The organism is Paenibacillus sp. 7523-1, from assembly GCF_002276415.1.
GTDB classification, from domain to species: Bacteria; Bacillota; Bacilli; order Paenibacillales; family Paenibacillaceae; genus Paenibacillus; species Paenibacillus illinoisensis_A.
This window is the reverse complement of the sequence record NZ_NPBR01000016.1, coordinates 165,247-183,940: the sequence shown is the minus strand read 5'-3', so window position 1 is coordinate 183,940 and position 18,694 is coordinate 165,247. Positions and strand designations below refer to the sequence as shown.

The window sequence follows — 18,694 nt, the reverse complement described above, 5'->3', positions numbered from 1 at the left end:
AGGAGATAGATCTGTAATTTGATTTCCGTCTAAAGCCAATAGGTTTATTTTTGTCAGCTTGGAGAGTGGTTTTATATTTTTAATTTTATGGCCAGGTAGGACTAATTCCACTACGTTAACTGCATATTCAAGTCCTTGCAGACTTGAAATCTTACGCCCTGCATCCATTGCATATAGGGATTTTAATTTTTTTAAATGGCTTGCCTTCAGTTCTTTTTTACCCGATAGCTTCAAATCTGTTCGAATGACTTGTGCCAAAACGGGATCCTTAACGAGTGGAGCTGCCAAAATGGTTGTTGTTGGTATTACTAAAAACATCAAACACAATACGATTAAACTTTTTACAAATGGATTAGGCAAAGTAAACTCCTTAAAATTAGTATCTGGATTCATTCCCTGATTTCAGTAATCTCAACTATGTATGATTCATGGCGCTCCCCTTATATGGTTTTAATAATAAAAATATACCATGATCTGGAACATATTACCTTGTTATATTAACATAATAATAGCTAGAATCCATTGTACAAAAATAAGTGAGTTTGCAGATATCTATTGGAGGATGTTTCAATTTGAGCGGCTGCCGGTTGAACTAACGGGCAGGTTAGTTGAAGGTGTGATAAAATAAATTTGAATATATTTACAATAATAGGGGGCTGTATGATGCTAGTTCGTTTGGCCACGTTGAAGGATATACCTCAGCTTGTACAAATGCGTTGGGATTTTTCAGAAGAGGAGCATGCTAATAATGTTGTTACATTTGAGGAATTTAACCAGATTTGTAGTGAGTTTTTGCTAAAATCAATTCGAAGCGGAGACTGGTATATTTGGGTTGCAGAAATTAGTGGAAGTCTTGTCTCACATATGTATCTGCAGTTAATACATAAGGTACCGCGTCCAGGAAAATCTCCAGATCCTTATTACGGTTACGTTACTAATGTTTATACTCGTCCGGATTTCAGAAACTTAGGTATCGGGTCAAAAATCCATAAAGCTATGGAAAATTGGTCAAAAGAGAATGAGGTCGAGTTTCTCATACTTTGGCCAAGTAGCGAGAGCGTAGACTTCTATTCAAGAAATGGTTTTTCTCAATGTGAAGAAGCGCTAGAAAAGCACTGGGACTGAGCAGCAGGTATTTGATCTTAAACGTTTATGCTAATGGGAATGGTACGTTGTGGTATCCTTAAACTTAATTGGCGCCCCTATACCTTAGGGTAATCAATTGTCCGTAGAGCCACAAGACAGAAAAACTCGAATTATGAAATGAAAATTTGTCGGATTTGTTGTATATAAATATGAAAGCGCTTCCCTTAAAATGAAATCAAGCATACGACTGAGAGGCAACGCTAACAACCGGCATTGACCGAACGGAAAAGGAATGTGGTTGTTTAAATAATTTGAATGTGAGGAGAATGTACAATGGCCATGATTCGATGCAATTATTTCTCGGAAACGTTAGGACTCAGCACGTCAATGACCGTTATTGTCCCTCAGGCCACCAAGGGGCAAATCGGGATGAAAGGCGTCGCTACCCGGGAACGGCATCCCGTCCTCTGGCTGCTGCATGGCGGCTCTGATGACGATACGATTTGGATGAGACGTACATCGATTGAACGCTATGTTTCCGAGCTGGGCCTTGCTGTCGTGATGCCTCAAGTCCATTTAAGCTTCTACACGGATATGGCGTACGGAGGTAAGTACGGCACCTTCCTGATGGAAGAGCTGCCCCAGATTGCCCGGTCCTTGTTTCCGCTATCAGACGCTCGCGAGGAAAATTACGTTGCTGGTTTATCGATGGGAGGTTACGGCGCATTCAAATGGGCGCTAAGCAAACCTGATATGTTTGCCGCTGCAGCTGGACTTTCGACGGGTAATTTCCCGTTTTGGAGCTCGGGGCCGGACGGCGAGTTTCCTCCGTTTCTGCGTCTTGCTTTCGGAGACGGACCACATGCAGGAACGGATAACGATCTTTATCATCTGATTCAATCCAATGATCCCACAGCTGGACCAAAACCCGCGTTTTACCAAGCTTGCGGTACGAATGATTTCCTGTACGATCTAAATATTGATCTGAAGGAAGCGTTTGAGCGTTCTTCACTGGATTACACTTACGCTGAAGAGCCAGGTGTACACGATTGGGCCTTCTGGGATAAAACGATTCAAGACGTGTTGAAATGGCTTCCTTTAGATCGTGTATGACATGTACTGTGACCTATCCAAAGTAGAAATGATGATCATTGAACTAACGGGAAACGTTAACTCTATACCATTAAGAAAGCAGCTGATTCATTGTGATCAGCTGCTTTTGTTTACCTAACGCGCAGGATGCTGTATACTCCTGTCATCTCAATAACATCAGAGAAATAAAAATAGTTGCAAATAAAGGTAGCTACTTTTCCTTTAAAGATAACTATGTTATTTGTCTCGGGTGCCACGTTGATTAGTACACTTGCAAGCCTTGTTACTCTTCCTATTATTTTTACACTTGTTTTGTGATATTTCAGAAGAAGGGGGAGACTTGGTTACCTCAGATAATCCATGTAGCTTTACTTTAATCGTTAAGCTAACGGTAAAGCTAATGGAATAGTCTAATTATATTTATCAGGCAGCCAATCAATTTGATTGGCTGCCTGTATACCTCAGTAAATCTCTGAAATTCTGTATTACTATGATCAGGAAAGAAAGCGAGATAAACGATCATGGACATTCTGTACAGACAAGGATGAAATTACTGATGATGGGGGATGCCTAATCTAGATGATTTGACCATTCATTAGAATAGGACGTAACCCCCTTTGAATAGAGGTTGTCCACTAACTTGAAAAACTCTTCTGAAGATAAATCCTTTTGTCGCTGGAGCCAAAGACGAAATAAGGAAAGGGAGGTTGACAGGTAAAACTCAATCAAGTATGGCGTTAAAGAAGGATTTTGCGGAACATTTAATTCCAACTGATTTAGAGTGATTTCTTTTTTTAAGCGTTTTAAAAAACGTGCACTTCCATAATCACCTAAAAGGGCATTGAGAACCAAGAGATGTTCTTTTTTGTCTAGACAAAGGAGCGCATCTTGAACTGTATGCATCGATAGCTCTTTTTTCGCCAATTCTTCTTTTATGTCGTTTAATAAGTCATTTTCAAGAGCATCTAACAATTCGTAAATATCAGTAAAGTATTGATAAAAGGTGCTGCGGTTATATCCTGATTTATTCGCGATTTCCTGAACTGAAATTTTCTCGATTGGTTTTTGGCTATATAACTCACAAAAAACGCCAACAAAGGTTTGTCTTGTTTTCTCTGTGATTTGGGGCTGCTTTTTCATGTTCTCCTCCTACTAGCGTCTAAGAATATCATCCGACAAATCATAAAAAACTGATGGTTGATCAATGAATATTGAAAATTTATAATCTCATCATACAACATGTTGTCGGATGTTTGAATAAGAATTGGTAAACGGTAGGAGTGGTTTAATGTCAAATAAACAAGATCGAATTTTAATTTTTGGTGCAGGTGTTATCGGGAGCATGTACGCAATGAAGCTTATAGAAGCAGGGTTTGACGTAACCCTATTTGCACGTGCTAATAGATATGATTCATTAAGAGAAAATGGCCTGCGATATAAGGAAAAAGGTACAGTTCGATCGATAAAAGTGAATGTCATTGATACACTCGAAAACGACGATGTATACGATTTTATTTTCGTAACCGTTCGTTATGATCGGTCCGAATCAGCGTTGTTAACGCTAAAAGATAATCAAAGCAAAAATATAGTTACGATGATTAGTAATTCAATGGGATTTTCTTCATGGCTGGATATCGTAGGAGATAGGCTTTTACCCGCTTTTCCGGGCTTCGGTGGACAGAATAAAGATGGAGTATTGCATGCTCGATTTCTACCAAAGATTATAGCGGCAACTGCATTCGGAGAAATTAATGGTCTAGTGACAGAACGCATAGAAAAGCTCGCAGCAATATTTAAAACAGCAAAGCTTCCCTACGATATTAAAAAGGATATGCAAGCATATCTAATCACACACGCCGTATCAGACATTGCCATGTTGAGCGTTTTGCAATCCGAGAATAAGATAATGGACAAAAAAACAGCCAAAACCAGAAATACGGCTCGCCAAATAACAGTCACTTTAAAAGCGCATCTAAAGGCAATACAAAAAGCTGGGGTTTCAATTGATCCACCAATGCTGAAAGTGGTGCTTAAATTTCCAAACTTATTTTTGGATCTTTTTTTTATGACATGGCTGCGTACTAAAATGGTTAGAGATATGATGTTGCCGGATTATGCGAATCATGCTAACAATGAGATGGTGCAGCTGCGTAATGATTTAATAAAATTTTTAAGTCAAAATGGTATCAAATCAGAAATGGGCTAACGACAAATCAGAGTACAACTCGATACGCTAACGGGCAGGATAGGATAATCATTTTATCGAACTATAGATGGGGAACTATGAAGGTCAAGTGACTAGGAGTGAGGGTATGAAATTGTTACTGACATCTGCAGGCGTTAATAACCAAAGCATACATGACGCGTTAGTTGGCATGTTGGACAAGCCGATTGCTGACTCCAACGCCCTGTGCATTCCCACGGCGATGTACGGACATCCCTGGGTCGGACCTGGCGTGAAAACCTGGGAGTTTATCAGCGGGAAATCCGAGAACCCCATGGTCGACCTCGGCTGGAAGTCTGTAGGGGTGCTGGAGCTCACCGCACTGCCAAGTATCTGTAGAGACCACTGGGAGCCCCTGGTCCGGGAGACAGATGTCTTGCTGGTGTCGGGTGGCGATGCACTCTTCCTACACCATTGGATGTGGCAATCCGGACTCGCAGAACTCTTGCCTTCACTGAAGGCCGTTTATGTGGGAATGAGCGCCGGCAGTATGGTGATGGCACCTAAGATCGGGGAATACTTTGTGGGGTGGACTTCACCTACCGGTGGCGATGAAACGCTGGGACTGGTTGATTTTGCAATTTTCCCGCATCTTGATCACGTCATGCTGCCAGATAACACTATGGCTGCAGCTGAGAGCTGGGCCGCTGAGATTCAAGGGCCGGCATATGCAATCGATGATCAGACCGCCATCAAGGTGATCGATGGGGCAGTGGAAGTGGTTTCCGAAGGGAATTGGAGGCATTTTACGCTCTAAGATTCCTCACTGCTGAGGTAACGGGATACAATAATTCAATATTACCAAGAAAGCAGCTGATCTACGTGATCGGCTGCTTTTGTTCTGTTAACGGGCATTCTAGGAGGTCGATCCTTTTTGAAAGCTTGACAGTGTCAAAATGTTTGTATATAACTAAAACAGTTATAACCATTATGGTTATATATAAAAATAAAAACTGGAGGTTAACATGAAAATCATAAATCATTTTATACCCGTTTTTACCGAACAACTAGAATTAACTGTTACATATTATGAATCTCTTGCTAACCGATCTATGGATCGCACGTGGAATATTCCCGAGGCTGGCTTATCTTTAGCCACAGTATATCCTTACGTCATTGTATCTGGAAGTGCAGAAGCCTTGGAGCCTGCTAGATCACTCCGTGCAGTGGTGTATGTTGATTCCATGAACGAATTGAAGGCAGAATTAAAAAAACAAAATACCCTTATCGTAAGAGATCAGCATGGTCCTATTGGCCCAAGTGTTTTTGTTCAGCATCCTGATGGTAGTTTTATCGAATATGTTGAGCCTGCGCAAGCTTCTGTATGACCCGGTGCAAAATCATTAAATGTAAAATAAAGCTACTCCATCAGAGGAGTAGCTTTATTTTGCATTTGCCTTTATCCGTAGTTGCTCTACAATCTGAGCTAGGGTAACAGAAGCTAGTTCATGCTCCATAGCCTTCTGTGCATTGGAGAATTGGGGTAATAGAATGGATTCAATGTTCATTCCTACAGAACAATTGGGGTCCGTATCCTTGTGAATTTTGAAAAGCTGATTTCCATCCACAGATTCGACGGCTTGGAAGATATTCAGTAGGGTTAATCTTTCAGGAGAGATCAGAAGAGAGGCACCCGCAACTCCTGGTTTTGTATCAATATAACCTGCTTTTTTGAGCTGGGCCATAATCCTTCGAATGACTACAGGGTTACTATTGATGCTACGGGCAATTCGATCGCCTGTACTATATAGGGGGTCCAGCGAGATCATGGAAAGAATATGGACTGCCATCGAAAAACGACTACTTATTTGTTTCAACCTACTCACCTTCTTTGCTAAATAGTATAGTTTCATTTAAAGAACAGGTCAATCGACGGCATCATCAGCAGGTAAACAGGTGGGTTAAAGATCAACTCCAAACACATTACCATTCTCATCATTGCAATTTACATTCACGTAATGTAAAATCACTTGATGGAAAAAACATGAAGGGGTGGGAGTATGAGGTGGACACGGCAGACTTACATTCAGTCGATTTGTATAATTTCATATTTCCATTCCATTAGAACACTAAAGCATTTATTGCTTTAGTGTTTTTATTTTATGGGGGTGTAATCATTGTCAAGGTACAAAAGGATACTGGTTAAGCTAAGTGGTGGAGCAGTAGCAGGAAACTCTGAATTTGGTTTTGAGCCAGAAAGGTTAGACCATATTGCGGATGAAATTATGTCAGTGGTAAACTTAGGCGTTGAAGTCTCGTTAGTTATAGGTGGGGGTAACATTTTCAGAGGGAATATGGCGGAAAGCTGGGGGATAGAACGGGCTGAAGCTGATAACATTGGTACGCTTGCGACTGTAGTAAATAGTTTAATGCTTCGTGGAGTTCTTAAAGCCAAGACCAAAAAGGAAGTACGAGTAATGACGGCAATACCTACTACTTCAGTTGCAGAACCATACATCCGTCTAAGAGCAATCCACCATCTAGAAAAAGGCTATATTGTAATTTTTGCAGGGGGAAACGGTCAACCTTTCGTTACAACAGACTATCCTTCAGTACAAAGAGCCATCGAGGTTAATTGTGACGCTTTATTAGTTGCAAAGCAAGGTGTTGATGGTGTTCTTAATGCAGACCCTAAATTGGAGAAGGATGCAAGGAAATTTCGCTCGCTTCATTACAACGATGTTTTAAAACACAACTTAAAGGTAATGGACCAATCCGCTTTCATTTTAGCAAGAGACTACAATCTTCCAATGCATGTGTTTAATTTCGATAAACCAGGTTCGATGAAAGAAATTTGCGAAGGTAAGAATAACGGTACGATAATTAGTGGCGAATCAGTTTTAGAGGTGGAATAACCGAACTTCTGTCCGAGGGAGCACTTTTGTGCTCCCTAGATTTCGTAATAAGCTTGCTGTTACAGACAGCGGGTGAACCGTATCATAAGCAGGGGCAAGTTTTGGAGTAAATAAAAGAAGCTCGTTTCATTCAGAGCTCTTGAAAAATATATAAGAGGAGGCCACTCATTTGAAAGCACTTGTATTTAATAAATTCGGAGGACCCGAAGTACTAGAATATCTTGAAATTTCGGATCCAGTTATCGGGCCTGACGAAATATTAGTAAGGATGAAAGCCATCGGATTGAATTTTGCAGATATTTATAGAAGGAAAGGGAACTATCATCTTACTGGGAACTCCCCGTTTATTTTAGGTTATGAAGGGGCAGGAGTCGTTGGAAAAACGGGAGCTAATGTCCAAGGAATCAGCGTTGGCGACCCTATTGTATTTGCAGATGTCCCCCATGCTAACGCAGAAAAAGTGGCTGTTCCTATAGAAAAGGCAATTCCTCTTCCAGAGACCATTTCATTTGAAAAGGCAGCTTCTGTTTTATTGCAAGGGTTGACTGCCCACTATCTAACAAAAGATAGTTATGCGGTTAAGGGTAATGATGTAATTCTAGTTCATGCCGCAGCAGGGGGCGTTGGACAGTTGCTTGTTCAAATGGCAAAGCTCTTCGGTGGGAGGGTCATTGGTTTAATCTCCTCGATGGAGAAGGCGTCGGCAGTTAAAAACTCTGGAGGGAATCAGGTTTTTTTGTACTCGGATGATTGGAAGAGAAAAGTTATGGAGGAGACAAACGGAAAAGGTGTGGATGTGGTCTATGACTCAGTAGGCTCCACGCTCGAGGATAGTTTTGCAGCCACTCGTATTGGGGGGACGGTTGTATTTTATGGAATGGCAGGGGGAGACCCTGCTCCAGTTGACCCAAGGATGTTGATGGATACGTCAAAAACTTTGACTGGTGGCGATCTTTGGAATTTCCTTACTTCCCGGGAGGAACGGGCAACCCGTTCAGCCGAGTTGTTCCGCTGGATCGAAGAGGGGAAAATAACGGTATCCGAGCCTACGGTATTTGCACTACGAGATGGAAAAAAAGCGCATCAATTTCTGGAAAGCCGCAAAAGCACGGGGAAAATCTTATTAAGACCATAAAAATTGTATGAATCTAACCAAGACTCAAGTAGGGCAGATTATCCCTTTGTATCTGGCCAAAGAAAAATGCCCCTCCACCTTGTCGGTGAAGGGGGCTGCGACTGCAAGACACTGTTGAAGTATCTCCTCAAATTCCAGTTCAAACTGTTGGTGAATTTTAGAAATTAAATGATAGGTGGATTATCCGTTCGATGCCATATCCTCCGCCCGTCATGGTTGAGCAATTTTGGAATTTGCTAAACCGACGTGTCGAAGGATACGAATATCATTCCGTGGGAAGCCGCTAATTTGGCGGATTTTTTGTATGAATGAAGGCCTGCAAATGAATGAAGAATTTTCTTAGTCAAGCAGTTCCATTTAAAAATCGCGTTAGATTAATAATGAGTAGATCTTTTCCCTTTCTTGGAGCGGAATGCATTCACGGTAAGCGGCAGAGAAGCCAGAAGCATGACTGCCCCAAAAATATAAGGAAGGTTAATATTTGAATCAAATAAAGAACCTGCAATAAGCGGGCCAAATATGGTTCCAAGACTGGAATATGTGGTATTCAGACCAGATGCATACCCTTGTCGATCTCCTGCGTTTTTGGATATTAGCGTGCTGACGGAAGGCCGCAAAAAAGAATTAAATGCAAAGAATATCGCAGAAGCGAATAAAAGAAAAGCAAGGTTAACTTTAATCAGCATTAACATTAAAGCAATAGGCGCAATAATCAAAGATAGTCTAATTAACTTGATCTCACCCAACCTTTTCACAAACCAATCAAGCAACCAAACTTGAATAACTATACCGATTATTGCCCCTAGGGTAATAATGATAGAGATTGTAGCAGCATCAAACCCGTATTTTTTCTCTACGAAAAGGGCAAATACCGTCTCATAACTCATGAGACCGAAGGTCATAACGAGAAGCAGAAGTAAGTACTTGAAATAGGGAACTTTAAAGGAACTCAAAACTTTTTTTCCAAAGTGATTTCCATCCGGATTGCGTAAAGAGCGCGTTCTTTTTTCAGGTGCAAGTGTCTCGGGCAATAGGAGTGTTAGCAGCGTAGCGACCAATCCAAGACCAGCTGCACAGAAATAAGGCATACGTATGCCCATTTCGGCAATGAGACCACCAAGACCGGGTCCAAGTACCATTCCCAAATTCATGGCAGCTCCAAAATACCCCATACCCTTAGCTCGTGTTTCGTGGGTTGTAATATCGGCCACATAGGCCAAGTTCGATGGGATCATTAAACCTAAGCTGATTCCACCAATAAAGCGAGCAACATAAAGCAGAGGCAATGAAGTCGAAAGCGCAAATATGACATCAGAAACGACAGAAAGAAACATGCCGGCCATGATTAACTTTTTGCGTCCAAATCGATCAGATAATTGTCCTCCCAGAGGTGAAAATAAGAATTGAGCTGCACCAAATGCAGCGACTAGAAAACCAGCGACAGTTCCGCCTGCATGGAATAGCTTCAAATAATCAGGCAATATTGGAATAAGCATTCCTTGACCCAATAAAGCTATAAATAGATTTAACATGAGAATGAAGAGTGGGAAGCGAACCGACTTTGGTAACATAAAATGAGCTCCTTTGTTTACATTGTGTCAACCTTTACACGATGTAAACAATTCTAATACGCAGGTGGGGGATTTGTAAATCGCATTATATAAAAATATCTCAACCTCCACTAACAGAGTGCCCCACGCCTGAACACCCAAATCAAATGATTTTGATTTTATAGTGTTGACATTATAAGGATGATCGAATATATTTTTTACATACCAACTGAATGTATGAAAGGAGAAAGCGAGTGGCAAGGAATAAATATCCCGAAGAAACAATCAATCAGATTCTAACCGTTGCTCTTAACCTGTTCATACAAAAAGGATACGAGCAAACCTCCATTCAGGATATCATTAATGAGCTGGGTGGACTGACAAAAGGGGCAATTTATCATCACTACAAGTCAAAGGAAGAAATCTTCCAGGCTGTCACCGACCATATGTTCAAGGGCGCTGACGAGATGCTGTCCGGTATCAGGGACGACAAGGAGCTGAACGGCCTGGAGAAGCTCCGGAAGATTTCCCGTGTTTCTCTAGAGAATCCAGCGCAGAACGAAATGGCATCGGCGGCGCCAAGCCTCCTGAACAATCCAAAGCTGCTGGCGGCACAATTCGAGAACATATTCATAAAAGGCGTACCCCTCTATATCCAGCCTATCATCGAACAGGGTATGCGAGACGGTTCGATCCGAACCGACTATCCAAGGGAGCTAAGCGAAGCGTTGATGATTCTCACCAACTTTTGGCTAAACCCGGCGGTCATTCAAGCTACGCCCGAGATGATGTTGCGAAAGGTAAGGCTTTTCGATGAAATATTGAAAGGTCTGGGGCTTAACCTGTTCGATGAGCAAATGATTCAGCGTTACGAGGAATTGTACCGTTTGTCAGCTCGAGAAGTCAGCAACGAAAAATAAACTGCCGTTAAGGCAGCTTATTTTTAGACTATACATACCATCAGTCGGTATGTATAGATGAACAATGCTCAAATGAGCGCTAGAAAACTTATTATAAGGAGATGTGAATATGATGAATCAGTTCAATTGGCCAGAAAATATGAAGGAAAAAAGAGTCGCTGCGGGGCAGGATCGTCCGGAGCTACAGAAGGCCATTCAGGAGATAGTCGATTCCGGTTTCCTAGGGGTGCAGCTGCGCGTGCACGATGAGCAGGGCGAGTGGGTTGGTAGTGCGGGGGTTAGCAAGCTGGGCGACGCCGCGAAGCCACCTACAAATGGGCACTTCCGGATCGGCAGCAATACCAAGACCTTCACCGCGACCGTGGTGCTGCAATTGGTTGCCGAGGGTAGGATCGGGCTGGAGGACCCGGTGGTAGACTACCTGCCCGAGTTCGGGCTTGACCGGAGGATCACGGTGCGGATGCTGCTGCAGCATACAAGCGGGGTGTTCAACTTCACCGGCGAGTACTACGAAGACGGGAAGGTCGTGCCGGGCATCCCTTGGCAGGGGCAGGAGTGGGTAGATAATCGGTTCAAGACCTACCGGCCGGAGGAGCTGGTACGGCTGGCATTGACCAAGTCGGTGCGATTCGAGCCAGGAACCGCCTGGAGCTATTCCAACACCAATTACGTGCTTGCCAGGCTGCTGATCGAGAAGGTCACCGGCAGCTCGCTTGCCGAGGAGATGCAGCGACTGATTCTGGGGCCGCTCGGGCTGTCTGGTACCATCGTACCTGACACCCAGTCGATGATCCCTGAACCGCACGCGCACGCCTACTACCGATACGAGGACGATGGCGAGCAGAAGACAGTCGACATCACCAACCAGAACCCTTCCTGGATTTCCACTGGAGGTGACATGATCTCGACCACCAAGGATCTCCACACGTTTATCTCGGCGCTGATGGGTGGCAAGCTCCTTCCGGCCGCTCTGCTGGCCGAGATGTGCAGGACGTACCCCAAAATCGGCTATGGCTTGGGGGTGTTTGTACAGGACGCCGGCTCGAACGGTGGTACCATCATCACCCACAACGGCGGTATATCGGGCTACGCGGCACTGATGTACAGCACGCCTGACGGCAGCAAGACCCTGACCGCCTCCATCAACTATGTGGACGATGCCGCCATGTCCCTGGCAGTGCCGTTCCAGAAGGCGACGCAGAGGCTCGTCGAGGAGGTGTTCGGCGGGGGGCAGACCAGTCGCCAGGGTGATCAAGTTTTGTAAAAATCGCTAATCCAGTGAATGATTCGAATCGGCGGTACGCAAATATATAATTTTATTAAAGGTGATATGCTAAACGGAAGATCGTTCAATGATGAATATAAAGCCAGCCGTTTACTTTGACCGGCTGGCTGTATTCAATTAACGGGCAGGGTAGTTTAGCGTTAGTATTGTTTCTATTATCTAGATAAGGAGAGAATGATTTGAAGGTTTTTAAGTTAATTAAACATCTTGGATGTAGAGACACTTTACAAAAGAGTTTATAACGATTTACGATTCTCCCGTTATTTTATTGGTCAACCCGTTGTTTCAGAGCAGTTAAGCTTATGATGGAGAAAGATATTGATCAAGCTATGCGCGAAAGTAATAGATTACATAAAATATTTCGATACAAAATGTATCGTTTGTATTAGAATGAAGAAGAAAATTCCATAAAGAGGTGTGGACTATGAAAGAAATTTTATGTGTAGAGGTAAAGAAAGAGAAGCAGGTGTGGACAACCCCGCAGATGGAAGTTCTGGATATCAGTGAGACAATGAACGGAGGTGAAGGAATTTGGCAATACGTCTGGGGCGGAGAATTTTGGAAAATCGAAATGCTTGTCAGTTAACACGGACAGAACGCTTTTTATCTATTCAGAAGATAACCAAATATATTTTGATGGGGTGAACGATTGGTGATGAGTAATCCTTGGAAATGGATGATTCGTTTGAGTGTTTTTTTATTCGTTTCCGGAATGCTAGGTGTGCTGCTTACTGGAACGACATATGCTGCATCCAAAGATGCTTCTGCGGAGGGGCAAGTTAATCGTCTTGCTCAAACTACGAAAATTTATGGAAAAGTTACCGATATAGATAGTTTTCCGGTGAAAGATGTAAATGTAAGTATTAAGATGTACACCTTCGAAGGTAGCGAAATAACAACCAAAACAGTTAAAACAAATTCCAAGGGAGAGTACAGTTTTGAAACAAAGATAAGTGAAAGCATATACATCATGATGAGACCAGTTGCCAAGGGGTACTTGGAAACCGGGAATAATATTGCTAATTTTTATTGGATGCCGGGAGAAACATCGGAAGTGAATTTTATCCTCTATGAGCCTTCGACTATTGTAGGCAAAGTTAATGATCAATCAGGAAAACCTGTTGTAGGTGCTGTCATTAAAGCAACAACAGTCAGCCAATCTGTAAAGACAGATAAGGAGGGCAACTATGCAATTACAGGGATAAATAACTATGCTTTCAATGAAATTACGATACAGGTTGATGCAAAAGGGTATGTGCTTTACACAACAGATGCATATCCAGGTATTGGGAGGACAATGAAACTGAACATCGTACTGCAAGATGCAGTTGACGTGAGTGGCATGGTGCAAAATGAACAGGGGAGGCCAGTGGCAGGGGCCACCGTATCTATTTCTAATCTACGCACAAAAACAGACAATCAAGGAAAGTACTCCATGAATCGACTGTCTCCCGGATCAAGCACAATCTCTGTTGAAGCGGATGGTTATCTCAAGCAAACAATAAAGGTTACTCTAATTAAAGGACATGAAAATACATTTGGTTTTATTCTCAAGAGTAATCTGGACAAGACCCCACCTGTAACCAAATATTCTCTAGTCCCTTTGACAGAGATGTCCAACGGGAAACAATACATTAATGGATTTAATTTTAGGTTGAGAGCAGAGGACGAAGTTAATGGATCGGGCTTGAAAATAATACAGTACAGAATCAACGGTGGGCCGTGGATTACGTTTACCGAACCGATAAAGATTTATGCTCCTGATGTCAAAACCGTGGAGTATTTCAGTACCGATGTCGCTGGCAACCAGGAAAAGATAAACAGGATGGATTTTGTGAATGGAAAATTTGAAGGAGCAGGAGCTTACAGATGATTGATGAAGGAAGGCACTCAATAAATTCCTTTCTGGTAATTGGCTTCTTATACAACTCCCCGCATCAATCGTACCATGTAGCATTCCTAGATTAACAGCTTTGTAATTTAGCTCAATTGTATTACCCCTCGTTTCTAATCACCGACTAGACATAACCTAATCAATCTTCGCACTAATTCATTAAACTAAAAGGAAACATTAGTTCAATTCAATCAAGAAGCAGCTGATCCATGAGATTGGCTGCTTTTGTTCAACTAACGGTTAGTTTAGTTCAATGAATCCGTAAATCTGCCCCCAAATAGACATTCATTTAGTCTTAGTCTCATGAGAGCAATCCGAAGCATCTTTATCCGGTTCACGTGTTTCTGCCTGAACGCTCACTAATGTCGCGAATACGACATGCTTCAGCTTGAAGATAGATCTCAAAAGAACCTGCGCTAAAATGTTTAAGCGCGGGTTCTTTGTTAGGCATTCTTTTTATTTGTAAGGAAGAGACTTGGAATAAAGATTACCCCTAGAGCAATAGCGGATAATAAAAACCCGGAATGATAACCCTTTATATGATTTGCTATGGTTGGCTGCAATCCTTGTAGGGTAGCTGCGACAACGGTTGCGATAACAGCTGAACCAAAGCTTGAGCCCAAGTTCTCTATAATATTAATCCCAACACCTGCTTCAGGGAGTTGTTTAGTGTCAAGTCCTGTATAGGCATCACTTGTCAAAGGAAGGCTGATTCCTCCAACACTGGCACCACGGATAAACAATATAATGGAGATCCAAAACATACTTGTTTTATCGGTGATAAAGATAAGCGGAACAGACCCAATAAGTGAAAGGACTAAGCTGACCATAACCACATATTTTGCACCGATCTTGTCAATCATTTTTCCTATCAGAGGTCTGGTCACAAGCATCCCAACCCCTTGAGGAATTAACGCAAGCGCTGCTTCGGTCGCTGTGAAATGACGGAAGTTCTGAAAGTATAAAGGGAGAATTAACATAGGTCCCATGATAGCGGCATTTGTCAGGAATAACCCGATGCTGGAGGCTGTGAAGCTCTTATGTGCAAATAAATTCAATGGGAGCACGGTTTGATTTTTTCTTACTAGATTATATACGAAGTAGATGAAGGCTAAGACAAGACCAAGGCCAACCCAAATAACAGTTTCGCTATTGTTAAATGAAGCATGATCCGCGGCTTTTGTAATTCCATAAATCAATGCCGCACTCATTAGTGACAAATTGATAATCCCAAATAGATCGAGTCTACTATCTTTGTTGAACGGTTCAAAATGGGGTACCTTTTTCATCATCAGCGGCGCAGCAATCAAAACGATGAACACGTTTATAAAGAAAATCCAGCGCCAGGATGCCCCTTGAACAATGAACCCCCCAATAACAGGTCCTAAGATGGGACCAAAGATCATTGGGGTACTGACGATTGCCATTACTCTGCCCAAATTTTCTTGCCCCGCTGTTTTGACTAAAAGCGTGAACATTAGCGTGGTAATTACTCCGGCGCTAAAACCTTGAAGCAGACGGAAAAGGATGAAGCTGGAGATGTCCCAGCTAACTCCTACTAAAACAGAAATTACACCAAAAGCGATGACGGCCCCAACGAAAATTTTCTTGCCGTTGAATTTGTTCATAAGCCAGCCGGATACGGGAACCGCTATCGCAAGAGCTAAAACATAACCAGTTATAGCCCATTGAATGATATCCAATGTTGTGCTAAAGTCCTTCGTCAGTTTGTCAATGGCGATATTCACCATCGTGGAGTCAAGCATGGGAGCAATAGCTCCAAGTGCAATGGCCCAGGCGGCCATAAGGACTTCTTTGGGCAAGCCTATTTTCTTTACTTTATTTTCTGCCATTGTAATTCTCCTCTTCAGAAGTTTTTGTTTCCTGGTCAACAAAATGTTATTTCATTTTAGTTTCCTTGTCAACAAAATGTTATCCATAAAAAAGCAGCCAGCTCTCAATAGAGCTCGGCTCCTGTAATTTCAGTTTCTATAATTCAAAACTCTCCAGCTTAATTAATTTCTAGACCCAGTTTTTTTATTTCTGCATCTAGATGCTGACTATACTTTTTTATGAAGCTACGCATACTTTCAAACTGTTCCTCGGTTACCTGTTCAAAGATGTCTTTATCCCGCTCCTGAAACTCTTGATGTAGATCCTCATGGATATTATAAATTTCCTTCCCTTGCTCAGTGAGCCTAAAATAAATTTCCTTTTTATTTTCAGACTTCTGGTAGCATTCAATGAGACCTTTCCCCATAAGCTTCTTCGTTAGTTTGCTTATGGCACCTTTGGTCATATATAGGGATTCCGCAAGTTTTGTAACATTCGGATCTACATTTTTTTCAATGTATTCAATACAATGAACTTCTGAAGGCTTATGGCCCTTAAGTCTGTCTTCCATCTTACTTTTATTAAGCCACACCATTTTGTTAAATAAGTCCCTAAATTCCATCACAACTAGTTCCTGTTTGTTCATGGCCGACTGTTCCTCCTGCCCTATGATACACGATATAATAATTATATTGATTTTTTGTTTCCGCTTCAACAATAGTTCGGATGAGTGAACATCTACTGACAAAATGACAAACAAATATTGCATACACAAGGTGAGATCTGGATACCAGTAAAGAAAAAGGAACGATAGAACTAACGAAGAGCTTTATTTCTATCGTAGAAACAAGTTTGAAGATGCCGGCAGATCGGCAGCTTTATTACGCTAACGAGAAACGTTTGTTCAATCAACATCATAAGTAGTTGAGCAAACCACAAGCTTGAAAGGTTGAATACATATTTATTTTACTTTTACGTGGCCTTCTGACAGTCTCTGGTGTCTAATTCAATGTAAATCAAGAGGAGGTTCTTACCATGTCAGGAGCTCATGACACAAATCCTGTTTATCCGGATAAACAGGAAAGGCTCATACAAAAGTGTATGTTGCCCGGGTGTTGAACCGGGCATTTTAAATTGACTGGAATCTATAGCTGGGAAATGTGTGTTGAAGATTCTTACAAGCGTGTAAGGCAATTGTCATTTAAATCAATGGTAGTCACATAGCTTCTCCTTTAGACTAATCCACATATAGAATTATTTTCTAGGGGGAGTTGGCGTGAGGCTTTTAGAAATGCTGCTTTTCTTTTTAAGTGTTTGCTTGTTGGTGCTCCTGTTCGTCAATAATCCACGTATTCGAAAATCAACCTTGCTCGTGACAAGCGGAGCAAGCTTCATTTTTTTAGTGGTACATTGGCTTGTCGAAGGATACAGAATTCAGCTTTTATTTCTATACGGATTCATAATCCTGATGTTTATCACTTCGCTTATTGGCATGTTCATCAAGCCGAGAGTCGTTCGGAATGTCTCTCGAATGCAAAGGGTACTCGGTAGGCTTTTTATCGGGATAGGGCTAATGGCAACAGGGTGCCTCCTCTACGTGTTTCCCGTCTTCAACCTTCCGGTGCCAACCGGTGAGTTGAAAGTTGGTACGCAAGCTTTCCATTTTATTGATTCAAGCCGCGAGGAGACGTTTGGGGAAACCGCGAAAGGTAAAAGGGAATTGATGGTTCAGGTATGGTATCCGGCTCAGGCTGGCACTGGCCATTACACTTCCTTTATTCCTGATACGGAGATTTTACGTTATATGGCTGGGAATTATGGCCTTCCCGGGTTTACGTTTCAGCACCTTCAGTATGTATCCAATCATGCTAATTTGGAGGCCAAAGTCTCTTCGAAACAGAAAGCATACCCATTGATCATTGCAAGTCCGGGTTTTGGCTCTTCGAGGTTCCTTCACACGACGCAAGCTGAACATCTCGCGAGTCACGGATATATCGTTGCAGTGATTGACCACACCTACAATACATTTGCAACCGAGTTTCCAGACGGTCGAATTACAACCGACACAACCAACGACTTATTTTCGCCGGATCAGGATTATAGGGAGAGTAGAAGCATTCGCGACAAGTTGGGGGAAGTGTTAACTAAAGATGTAATCTTTACGCTGGACCAGTTCGAGCTTATCCAATCGGGACAGATTCCTAGTAATCTAAAGGGAAGGTTGGATCTGGGTCATATCGGAGTGTTCGGTCATTCCATCGGCGGAGCGACGGCTTATGACGCTTCATACGATCCGCGAATCGCGGTCGGAATAGATCTTGATGGAGGGCTTTATCGTTTGAGTGACAGAGAGGGTCTGCAAAAGCCTTTTTTGTTTATCAACTCGGAAAGCTATTTCGAAAAATTAAAAATGGTGATGGAAAACCGGGTCTACACGGATGAAGAACTTAAACGTATGGGTTCAACAAGAGAGTGGGAGGATCAAGTAACGGAAGACAAAAAGTTAGAGCTTGACCGGATGCGACTAGCGGCCGATGAAGGGGGGCAAATCCTTTATATCGAAAATACGGAACACTTGAATTTTACCGATGTACAGTTCATTTCTCCGATTTTCAACCTGCTAGGCATTACAGGAAAGATTGCGCCCCAAAGAGCTAACTTCGCTATCAATGCCTACATGCTGGATTTCTTCGATTTATATCTAAAACATCAAAATGGAACCTTAATGAAAGGACCGAATAGCAGCTTTTCAGAAGTGAATTTCGTGAAAATAGGCGAGTTGTAAGCTATAAAAAAACAGCCCTTCCTATGTTGGAATAA

At 42.3% G+C, this 18,694-nt stretch carries 17 protein-coding genes and 2 pseudogenes; 13 read left to right on the top strand and 6 right to left on the bottom strand.

What is annotated here, in order from left to right:
• A pseudogene (locus CHH60_RS18525) lies at positions 1-393 on the bottom strand (hypothetical protein); the annotation flags it as partial.
• Between the two features lie 270 nt (positions 394-663).
• Here CHH60_RS18525 and CHH60_RS18520 point away from each other — a divergent pair.
• Both CHH60_RS18520 and CHH60_RS18515 read left to right on the top strand, forming a co-directional pair.
• On the top strand, positions 664-1,125 hold the full coding sequence (locus CHH60_RS18520; RefSeq protein WP_255247990.1) for a GNAT family N-acetyltransferase: 462 nt from the start codon (positions 664-666) through the stop codon (positions 1,123-1,125).
• A 294-nt stretch (positions 1,126-1,419) separates the two neighbouring features.
• Positions 1,420-2,199 (top strand): alpha/beta hydrolase, encoded by a 780-nt coding sequence (locus CHH60_RS18515; RefSeq protein WP_095360526.1) that lies wholly within the window; start codon positions 1,420-1,422, stop codon positions 2,197-2,199.
• Between the two features lie 549 nt (positions 2,200-2,748).
• Here CHH60_RS18515 and CHH60_RS18510 read toward each other — a convergent pair.
• Positions 2,749-3,318 (bottom strand): TetR/AcrR family transcriptional regulator, encoded by a 570-nt coding sequence (locus tag CHH60_RS18510; RefSeq protein WP_095360525.1) that lies wholly within the window; start codon positions 3,316-3,318, stop codon positions 2,749-2,751.
• Positions 3,319-3,466: 148 nt separating this feature from the next.
• Between CHH60_RS18510 and CHH60_RS18505 the strand changes: the two genes are divergently transcribed.
• The 3 genes from CHH60_RS18505 to CHH60_RS18495 all read left to right on the top strand — a co-directional run bounded on the left by CHH60_RS18505 (position 3,467) and on the right by CHH60_RS18495 (position 5,730).
• Positions 3,467-4,384: a ketopantoate reductase family protein gene (locus CHH60_RS18505; RefSeq protein ID WP_095360524.1), complete on the top strand. Its 918-nt coding sequence runs from the start codon at positions 3,467-3,469 to the stop codon at positions 4,382-4,384.
• A gap of 106 nt (positions 4,385-4,490) precedes the next feature.
• Complete coding sequence (locus CHH60_RS18500) at positions 4,491-5,159, top strand: Type 1 glutamine amidotransferase-like domain-containing protein (protein ID WP_095360523.1); 669 nt, start codon at positions 4,491-4,493, stop codon at positions 5,157-5,159.
• Positions 5,160-5,367: 208 nt separating this feature from the next.
• Positions 5,368-5,730: a hypothetical protein gene (locus CHH60_RS18495; protein ID WP_095289266.1), complete on the top strand. Its 363-nt coding sequence runs from the start codon at positions 5,368-5,370 to the stop codon at positions 5,728-5,730.
• A 54-nt stretch (positions 5,731-5,784) separates the two neighbouring features.
• Here CHH60_RS18495 and CHH60_RS18490 read toward each other — a convergent pair whose 3' ends face one another.
• Positions 5,785-6,255 carry an Rrf2 family transcriptional regulator gene (locus CHH60_RS18490; RefSeq protein WP_369680192.1) on the bottom strand — a complete coding sequence of 157 codons (471 nt, stop codon included), beginning with the start codon at positions 6,253-6,255 and terminating at the stop codon, positions 5,785-5,787.
• Between the two features lie 264 nt (positions 6,256-6,519).
• Between CHH60_RS18490 and pyrH the strand changes: the two genes are divergently transcribed.
• The 3 genes and pseudogenes from pyrH to CHH60_RS30310 all read left to right on the top strand — a co-directional run.
• Positions 6,520-7,257 (top strand): UMP kinase, encoded by a 738-nt coding sequence (gene pyrH / locus CHH60_RS18485; protein ID WP_095360521.1) that lies wholly within the window; start codon positions 6,520-6,522, stop codon positions 7,255-7,257.
• A gap of 169 nt (positions 7,258-7,426) precedes the next feature.
• On the top strand, positions 7,427-8,392 hold the full coding sequence (locus CHH60_RS18480; protein WP_095360520.1) for a quinone oxidoreductase family protein: 966 nt from the start codon (positions 7,427-7,429) through the stop codon (positions 8,390-8,392).
• Between the two features lie 176 nt (positions 8,393-8,568).
• A pseudogene (locus tag CHH60_RS30310) lies at positions 8,569-8,679 on the top strand (TetR/AcrR family transcriptional regulator); the annotation flags it as partial.
• Between the two features lie 87 nt (positions 8,680-8,766).
• On the opposite strand, the gene CHH60_RS18470 reads toward CHH60_RS30310, so the two are convergent.
• Positions 8,767-9,963, bottom strand: a complete 1,197-nt coding sequence (locus CHH60_RS18470; protein ID WP_095360519.1) for an MFS transporter — start codon at positions 9,961-9,963, stop codon at positions 8,767-8,769.
• Positions 9,964-10,196: 233 nt separating this feature from the next.
• On the opposite strand from CHH60_RS18470, the gene CHH60_RS18465 reads away from it, so the two are divergent.
• The 4 genes from CHH60_RS18465 (at position 10,197) to CHH60_RS18455 (ending at position 14,020) form a co-directional block, all read left to right on the top strand.
• On the top strand, positions 10,197-10,862 hold the full coding sequence (locus CHH60_RS18465; protein ID WP_095360518.1) for a TetR/AcrR family transcriptional regulator: 666 nt from the start codon (positions 10,197-10,199) through the stop codon (positions 10,860-10,862).
• A 109-nt stretch (positions 10,863-10,971) separates the two neighbouring features.
• A complete protein-coding gene (locus tag CHH60_RS18460; RefSeq protein ID WP_217989996.1) occupies positions 10,972-12,126 on the top strand; it encodes a serine hydrolase domain-containing protein in 1,155 nt (384 codons plus the stop codon).
• 445 nt (positions 12,127-12,571) lie between these two features.
• Entirely contained in the window at positions 12,572-12,733 is a 162-nt protein-coding gene (locus CHH60_RS29610) for a paeninodin family lasso peptide (RefSeq protein ID WP_110757594.1), read from the top strand.
• 69 nt (positions 12,734-12,802) lie between these two features.
• Positions 12,803-14,020 carry a carboxypeptidase-like regulatory domain-containing protein gene (locus CHH60_RS18455; protein WP_095360517.1) on the top strand — a complete coding sequence of 406 codons (1,218 nt, stop codon included), beginning with the start codon at positions 12,803-12,805 and terminating at the stop codon, positions 14,018-14,020.
• A 464-nt stretch (positions 14,021-14,484) separates the two neighbouring features.
• Here CHH60_RS18455 and CHH60_RS18450 read toward each other — a convergent pair whose 3' ends face one another.
• Together CHH60_RS18450 and CHH60_RS18445 are read right to left on the bottom strand one after the other, a co-directional pair.
• Positions 14,485-15,894 carry an MDR family MFS transporter gene (locus tag CHH60_RS18450; RefSeq protein WP_095360516.1) on the bottom strand — a complete coding sequence of 470 codons (1,410 nt, stop codon included), beginning with the start codon at positions 15,892-15,894 and terminating at the stop codon, positions 14,485-14,487.
• A gap of 158 nt (positions 15,895-16,052) precedes the next feature.
• Entirely contained in the window at positions 16,053-16,520 is a 468-nt protein-coding gene (locus CHH60_RS18445) for a MarR family transcriptional regulator (RefSeq protein WP_095360515.1), read from the bottom strand.
• Between the two features lie 630 nt (positions 16,521-17,150).
• On the opposite strand from CHH60_RS18445, the gene CHH60_RS18440 reads away from it, so the two are divergent.
• Positions 17,151-18,659 (top strand): alpha/beta hydrolase family protein, encoded by a 1,509-nt coding sequence (locus CHH60_RS18440; RefSeq protein WP_176476117.1) that lies wholly within the window; start codon positions 17,151-17,153, stop codon positions 18,657-18,659.
• Positions 18,660-18,694: the final 35 nt, after the last annotated feature.